The following is a 7,306-nucleotide window of genomic DNA, read 5'->3' as shown; positions in this document are numbered from 1 at the left end:
TTCAGGAAAAATTAAACTACCTACCCCCTAAAGAATATAAGGGACAGGTAGTTTAGGTGTTTTGATGTGTGTCCCATTTTCAGGGTTCACTTCAGTTTTAAAAGTGCTTTTTATTTGATATTAATTATGTAGTTTTATAATTTTTATTTTTAAGATCGAAAAGATTTAATATAAATACTAAGAAAAATCCAATTGCACAAAAAGCCTTTAACCAATTAAATTTATGATCTGTGGTAAGTATGGAAATAAATTCAATAGTATTAGTAATAAATAATATCCCGAATATCCATATGTTAAATTTAACCATTTTTAAACTTTTCATAATGTTCCTCTCAATCTTTAATAATATATATGTATTATTATATTAAATTTAAAAGTTTTTAGGAATGAAATTTATATCTATTCAAAATTTTTAATCAGGCTGTATTACTTTGCTTATGATGGTATTTGAAGGTAAACTTCTATCTAAAAGGGGTACGGAAACGATTCTGGGTATGAGGGGCCACTCTAGGATTTAATTACAAATCAAAAAAAGAACTTTATTCAAGTTCTTTTAATCTACGATATAGAGCGGCCTGACTCACTCCTGTGATTTGACATATTTCCTTAACAGTTTTATTGGTATGCTTCCGTAATTCAATCGCATGATTCATACCTGGGTGCTTATCCGTATATTTCTTCAATCTTCCTCTATACACTCCTTTTTGTTTTGCTAACTTTATTCCCGCACGTTGTTTTTCTTTAATCATTTCTCGATCTAGTTCACTAAAGGCAGCCATGACAGTTAAGAAGAACTTGCCCGTTGGAGTTCTTGTATCAATTCCTAAATTTAAAATTGCAAAGTGCACATCCTTTTCCCGAAATTGTTCTACTAACTGTAATAGCTGAATGGTATTTCTACCTAAACGATCCATTCTAGTTACGACTAAGGTATCCCCAGTAGTTAGTTTTGAAAGTAACGTGTCTAACTCCGGCTTTTGTTTTGTTACTCCACTAATTTTCTCTTTTATGATTTCATCTACTCCATATTTTATAAGTTGTTCAATTTGTGTATCTAAATTTTGATCTTGTGCACTTACACGTGCGTATCCATAGACCATTTTTATCCCTCTTTTTGTACATATTTTTGATAAGTGTTATTGAGAGTCTATGAAGCTAATAATATCAAGGAAATGATTTCTTATCAATAGGGTACACTCTATCGAGAAGTTCGAATATGCAATTTTGCATTTCAATATATATATATATAATCAAAATATATTATAATTTTTATGTTATACTTTAAAAGACACCTAATGTTTATACTATACAACGGTATATAAAACAGCAGCTGAAAATTCCCTATCTATCATTATAGATAGGGAATTTTCTAATTCTCAGTTACAAAATACAAAACATAAATTCAACAAGAAGCGGAGAGAATGGTACTATGTATCCTAAATTTTTTGATAAAATGGCCTTTTCAAAAGAACATAAAGATTTATTAATTCAATTATATAACAAAGAAATTACAAGAAATGAGTATGATCGTTTATTAAACAATCTATATGATAGAAATTCTACAGTACATAAAAATAAGAAACCAGATAACATGCTATCTACTTAAAACTTTCAATATTCTCAACAACCTAAATAAGGTTCTGTTGCAAAGTTTGAAAAAGCATAAACAGGTTGGTAAATGAGGAACAATGTTTAGGAAGTAGCTAGTAATTGTTGAAATTCATTGTACGTTGAAAAGGCGGAGTCTCTTTGAAGACTTCGCTTTTGTTTTATATGTTAAAATTAAAAGTTTAGCTATCAAATAGCGTTGATAATTATGGTTGGCACTCTCAAGAAAAATCATCAAGGAAGATACGCATTGCCTGATGGCCAATATTTTACAAATGGTGATGTTATTAATAAAGTATCCCAAAAAGTACACTTTATGACATGTTGTATAAATTTCTAATGAATTAAGCTAATTCCCCCATTTCGGGGATTTGGGCAAAGAAAACCAACTTTAATTCAAACGAACACCTGAGACTTTATATAAGAAAAGGCTCTTTAAAAAATTATTTTAATTCAGCTAGTTTAATAAAATTGACTAGTTAGACTCGTGTAGCAATATCTTTATATCGTTTAATAAATTCATAAGAATATGATTGACCATTCTTATCTTGACCAGCATCCCAATTTATTGACCATGCCGCCAGACCACGAATAGCGTTTCCACTTTGCTTTAACCTTTCCATAGCATTCAAGACAGCGGATGGATCAGTAACATATCCTGTAGCAGCAGCGTCTCCGTTAGCAGGAAGACCCATTATTAACTTATCATGAGGAAGTTTAATAAACCCTTTTGTACCACTTGCTATAGCATCCATCACATAATATAGAAAATCTTCTTTTCGTTCATCATCATTTTGTGCGAGCCAAGCACTAACTTCATCAACCCATAGGCCCTCGCCACCCTGATTATAAAATTGGGGACAAACCAAATCATAATAACCTTCTAGTCCTACAAGGTAAGGAAGGTATTTATCATTATCACGCAAGTAAGGAAACTCAGGAGCTAAAGCAATTAAAAAGTGTTTACCTTCATTTTTGTAGAAATCTTTTACATTTTTCAAAGCCGCTGGAATAACGGTACAATTATTACCTGCCTTAATAGTACTTTGATTTAAATCTATACAAATACCACTAAATCCGTAGAGTTTTTCTAATCTAATAATCTCATCAGCTAAGTACTTTTCCATTCCTATACGTAATTCAATATGGGCATCTGCACCTCCAAGATTAAGAAGTACCTGACGTCCCTCTAAAGCTAACTGGTCTACTTGCTCACGGAATTCTTTATCTGATTTATCATAAGGTCTAAAGGTAGGTATTTCTATACCTCTCCCACCTGAACATCTCATATCGGATACTACAATCACATTATATTCCTTCGGTACATCTGTTAAATCTAACGCTGCAGCTGAACCTTGTTCATATCCACCAATGAATCCCTTAGACCAAGTATGCAAGTAACCCATTATCAAAGGTTTATATTCCATTTGTAAGCACTCCCTTTTGTAATTTGCAATTGTTTTTCATTATAAAGTCATATAGGATTGAAATTACTGTAAGTACAAATAGTATAGTTAAAAATTTCATCCTATTATAGTCCACAGTTGTTGCTGTAATAATAGCAGGCTTTATGGCAAAGAAATATACCATTAGATACATAAAGACATTCAAAGTACTATATACTAAAAAATTTAAAATTTCTTTGTTCAAACTGATCCTCCTTCACCCTTCAATTAGTAATAAACTCATTCGCATGGAATTTTTATCCAATATATAGTATAGCATTTTAGAAGAACTCTTCTTAATTTTATTTACATAGTTGATTTTTTGAATACACTCTTTCCGTACCAAATCTTTTGTATTTTCATTAAAAAATGTATATCCTTTAGATCATATCAGATTGTTTATAAAGGTATACCTTTATAAACGGTTAAGGACCATCTATGAAACATTGAAATATCAAGTTTATAAAGGTGATTTGAATTATTTTATAAACGTTTATTTTTAATGAATACCTTTATAAACAAAAATGGTATAATTGTGGTAACAAATACAAGGAGAATACAAAACGTGGCAAATATTTATGGATATATACGTGTAAGCACAAAAGATCAAAATGAACAACGTCAATTACATAAGATGATGGAACGTGGAGTGGAAGCTCGACGTATTTTTGTCGATAAAGCAAGTGGACGACATTTTGATCGTCCTCAGTACCAATTATTACGAAAGATATTGAGTACAGGTGATATTGTATACATAGATGCTTTAGATCGTATGGGGCGTAATTATGATGAGGTAATTTCAGAATGGAAGTACATCACGAGAGAATTACAAGCTGATATTGTTGTTTTAGAAAATGAAACACTGTTTGATAGTCGGAAATTTCGTGAGATGGGAGATATGGGACGATTAATGGAAGATCAATTTTTATCTTTGCTTTCCTATGTTGCAGATCAAGAACGAAAAAAAATTCATCAGAGACAAGCGGAAGGGATTGCAGTAGCTAAATCTCAAGGAAAACATTTAGGCCGTCCTCAAGTGAACCTTTCGACCTTAAGCAAACAACAAATAAATATAATAGAAGAAACTCATTCAAAATGGAAGAGTGGCGAAATTACTGCTGTTATGTTTATGGAAACGTTAGAACTCAAGAAAAATACTTTCTATAAAATAATGAAAGAATATGAGGAAAGTAAATTATAAATTAATATGTAAAAATTATGAGCCGAATTTTTATTAAAGAAAGAAATTTGGCTTATTTTATGTCGAAATTGCTTAGCGTATAGTTTCGTTAAATTTTAGGTGATACCTCATTAGTAAATAAGAAGGATTTTTTAGATAATTTATAGTAAGTATCTATTATAAAACGAGCCATCCAAATAAGATTTCTGTTCAACATATGAATGAAAAAATGATTCGTTTAAACAGTAAAAGAAGTAATATGTATGGCATATAAAAAGGGGCGTGCATATGAAACAAGGGAATGATATAGATCAAATGAGAACACTACAAAAAAACATCCCTGGTCCAAAGTCTATATTTGGTTGGCGAATGAATATGATTCGTTTTTATCGTAATCCATTTATATATTCACGTTGGTTGCACAATACGTACGGTAAGGTCGTTACATTGGGACAAGGAGAGAAACCTTCCTATGTATTTGCCTTTGGACCTGAATTAAACGAACGGATTCTCACTAATCCAGATCTTTTTAAAGTCAGTTCTTCACTTGTAAAAATCCCCAAGGACTCACTATTAGGACGAATGTTTTTTAATAACCTAATAATGATGAGTGGTGAGAAACACAAGCAGCATCGTCGACTAATGCAACCCGCTTTTCATAGGGAGCAAATAAAAACGTATTGTACCGAAATGGTTCAACTTACACAACGTTTAAGTAATTGTTGGCAGGAAAACTCTGTAATTGAGTTGAATCATGAGATGAAGACGTTAACGCAACGGATTGCTGTAAAAACACTTTTTGGGTTATATGACGAAGCAGAATTAGATCAGATGGGTAGATTGATTCATCAAATGACGAAATCGCTATTATTTGTTACACTTGCCCCTATTAACCTTCCAGGAACACCTTATAATCGGGCTCTGCGTAATGCCGAACAACTCAACAATCACGTTCGGGCAATGATTGCAGAAAAACGCTCAGAGACAAACGCAACGGATGTACTTGCTTCACTAATTCAAGCACGTGATGAAGATGGTACTCAGCTAAATGATGATAAATTAGTTGGTCACACCTTTACTTTATATGTTGCAGGGCATGAGACAACAGCAAATGCTCTAACATGGGCTATCTTTCTACTTAGTCAACATCCTGATATTCTGTATAAACTCTTGGAAGAATTAGATGGAACTCTGGGAGGCTGTGATCCAACAATTGAAAAGCTAGCTTCATTGTCATTACTTGATGGTGTCATAAAAGAAACCTTACGTTTATTACCACCTGCAGGTATTGGCGTACGAATCACATCTGATTCTTGTAAACTGGGAGATTTTACGATTCCCAAAGATACGAATGTTTTTTTAATCAAATGATTACACATCGATTACCTGAACTTTATGATGAACCAGATTGCTTTAAATCAGAAAGATGGGATATCATTAAGCGCTCACCTTATGATTACCATTTGGTGCAGGCCAACATATGTGTATTGGATGGAACTTTGCTCTACAAGAAATGAAAGTCATACTTGCTGTACTTCTCCAACGTTTTCAGTTCTCTGTTGTTCATAATGCTAAGATTTCCCCTAATATGATGATGCGGCCTAAATATGGAATGCCTATGTATATTCTGAAACCAAACAGACAGTTAAAACAAACTTCCGTTCGTGGAACAATTAATCAATTAATCACTTTTTGATTTTATTAATAAAGAACGTTAATGAATAAACTGAATAAAGAAAGCTTATGTATAAGTGTTTTTTGTCATTTCTATGGTGTTTTGTTGTATAGCTTGATGAGAGCCAAAATCTAAAGTTGAATAAAATAATCACTCAAATTTTGCGTTTAGGAAAAAAGCGGGTGCTCAGATTCGTTTGTATGATGAGATAGGGGGCAAATTAATGCAATTATATTCAATGTAGCTAAGTGATTATAAAGAAGAAGATAGAGCGTTATAAGTGATTTTGGTTAAATCTGTAGGTGTTTTATTTTTCATAAGAATAAATGTAAAATTCTACATACCGTATTTATAATAAAAAACAAATGTCCTATTATAAGAAGCTAGATATTCCCATAGTCCCCATGATACTAACATTCTGTGCATGACTTAAGAACTATCCTTCTATTTTACTTTCTAGTAATTCTTTTATATATTGCGTTTAGATGTTCAGGTGTTAAACTATTTGTATATTATCTAAATATCCATCTAAACAGAAAAACAAGGAAACCTTTGTTTTTCTGTTCAGATATATAGATGTTTAGAAGGATGGTGATCTGAACAGTGCAACAAAAAGACTGGTTATCAGCTGAAGAAGTAGCCAAGGAAATAAAAGTATCAGCTATGACTATAAAACGAAACTGTCAAACCTACGGTAGTTTTTTAAATTTCCAACAAGGTGAAAAGAACAAGTATTTAATTCATCAAGAATGTATACCTGTTTTTCAATTTATAGCTAAAATGAGAAGTAAAAGAAACCTCCGAACAAAACAAATTATTGAGCTCCTCAGTAAAGAAGGATTACCTGAATATATAGACATTGAACCTATCCAAATAACTAAACAACAACCTGAACAGATCCAAGTAGGAGAAGGAGTTGTAGCTATTCAGGAATTGGATAGAATTGTTGCTGAAAGAGTATCTGAACTGCTTAAAAAACATGAAGAAAATTTAAAGGAATGGTTAACTGAACAGCAAAAACAACAACAGGATTTTCAAAAAATTGATGAACGTGATCAAAACCTAATGGCTATGATCCGTGAAAACCAGGAGACTAAAAAATTGATTGCAGCCACCCAACAAAAAAAGTGGTGGCAATTTTGGAAATAGAAAAAGCCTTGCTTATATGCAGGGCTTTTTTATACAGAATTCTATACAGATTTTTGTACTAATAGGGTAATCTTTCCTAAATCCCCGAAAAGGGGGAATAAGATTGATTCATTATAAATTTATATGTTATTTCAAAAAGTACACTTTATGACAATACAAAGAAAGAGAACCTGCTACATCATTATATGCAATATTGCATATAATGATGTATTGATAAAACATAAGCGCTTATTATAATATGAATCACAT

General features: G+C 31.9%; 6 protein-coding genes and 1 pseudogene. 4 read left to right on the top strand and 3 right to left on the bottom strand.

Features of this window, described 5'->3' with window-relative positions:
* Positions 1-539: 539 nt before the first annotated feature.
* The 3 genes and pseudogenes from M014_RS0120855 to M014_RS0120845 all read right to left on the bottom strand — a co-directional run bounded on the left by M014_RS0120855 (position 540) and on the right by M014_RS0120845 (position 3,035).
* The gene (locus M014_RS0120855; protein WP_026593419.1) at positions 540-1,100 is read right to left on the bottom strand and encodes a recombinase family protein; all 561 of its coding nucleotides are present in this window, start codon (positions 1,098-1,100) and stop codon (positions 540-542) included.
* Between the two features lie 592 nt (positions 1,101-1,692).
* Positions 1,693-1,770: pseudogene (locus M014_RS30510) on the bottom strand (IS6 family transposase); the annotation flags it as partial.
* Between the two features lie 317 nt (positions 1,771-2,087).
* Positions 2,088-3,035, bottom strand: a complete 948-nt coding sequence (locus M014_RS0120845) for a glycosyl hydrolase family 18 protein (RefSeq protein ID WP_026593418.1) — start codon at positions 3,033-3,035, stop codon at positions 2,088-2,090.
* A 583-nt stretch (positions 3,036-3,618) separates the two neighbouring features.
* Here M014_RS0120845 and M014_RS0120835 point away from each other — a divergent pair.
* From M014_RS0120835 to M014_RS0120825, 4 genes are all read left to right on the top strand, one after another.
* Positions 3,619-4,254, top strand: coding sequence for a recombinase family protein (locus M014_RS0120835; RefSeq protein ID WP_026593417.1), 636 nt, complete (start codon positions 3,619-3,621; stop codon positions 4,252-4,254).
* Between the two features lie 267 nt (positions 4,255-4,521).
* Complete coding sequence (locus tag M014_RS27355; protein WP_269321454.1) at positions 4,522-5,604, top strand: cytochrome P450; 1,083 nt, start codon at positions 4,522-4,524, stop codon at positions 5,602-5,604.
* A gap of 109 nt (positions 5,605-5,713) precedes the next feature.
* Positions 5,714-5,929 carry a cytochrome P450 gene (locus M014_RS30385; protein ID WP_269321453.1) on the top strand — a complete coding sequence of 72 codons (216 nt, stop codon included), beginning with the start codon at positions 5,714-5,716 and terminating at the stop codon, positions 5,927-5,929.
* Positions 5,930-6,511: 582 nt separating this feature from the next.
* Positions 6,512-7,057, top strand: a complete 546-nt coding sequence (locus M014_RS0120825; protein WP_026593416.1) for a DUF3967 domain-containing protein — start codon at positions 6,512-6,514, stop codon at positions 7,055-7,057.
* Positions 7,058-7,306 lie beyond the last annotated feature (249 nt).

The sequence above is a fragment of the Bacillus sp. UNC437CL72CviS29 genome (assembly GCF_000482345.1).
Taxonomy (GTDB): Bacteria; Bacillota; Bacilli; order Bacillales; family Bacillaceae_G; genus Bacillus_A; species Bacillus_A arachidis.
Note: the sequence above shows the minus strand (reverse complement) of the source record. Positions and strands in the feature narration are given on the sequence as shown.

Coding starts and splice junctions, on each gene's coding strand:
- M014_RS0120855 (WP_026593419.1), bottom strand. CDS start 1,100: ATGGTCTATGGATACGCACGTGTAAGTGCACAAGATCAAAATTTAGAT.
- M014_RS0120845 (WP_026593418.1), bottom strand. CDS start 3,035: ATGGAATATAAACCTTTGATAATGGGTTACTTGCATACTTGGTCTAAG.
- M014_RS27355 (WP_269321454.1), top strand. CDS start 4,522: ATGAAACAAGGGAATGATATAGATCAAATGAGAACACTACAAAAAAAC.
- M014_RS30385 (WP_269321453.1), top strand. CDS start 5,714: ATGTGTATTGGATGGAACTTTGCTCTACAAGAAATGAAAGTCATACTT.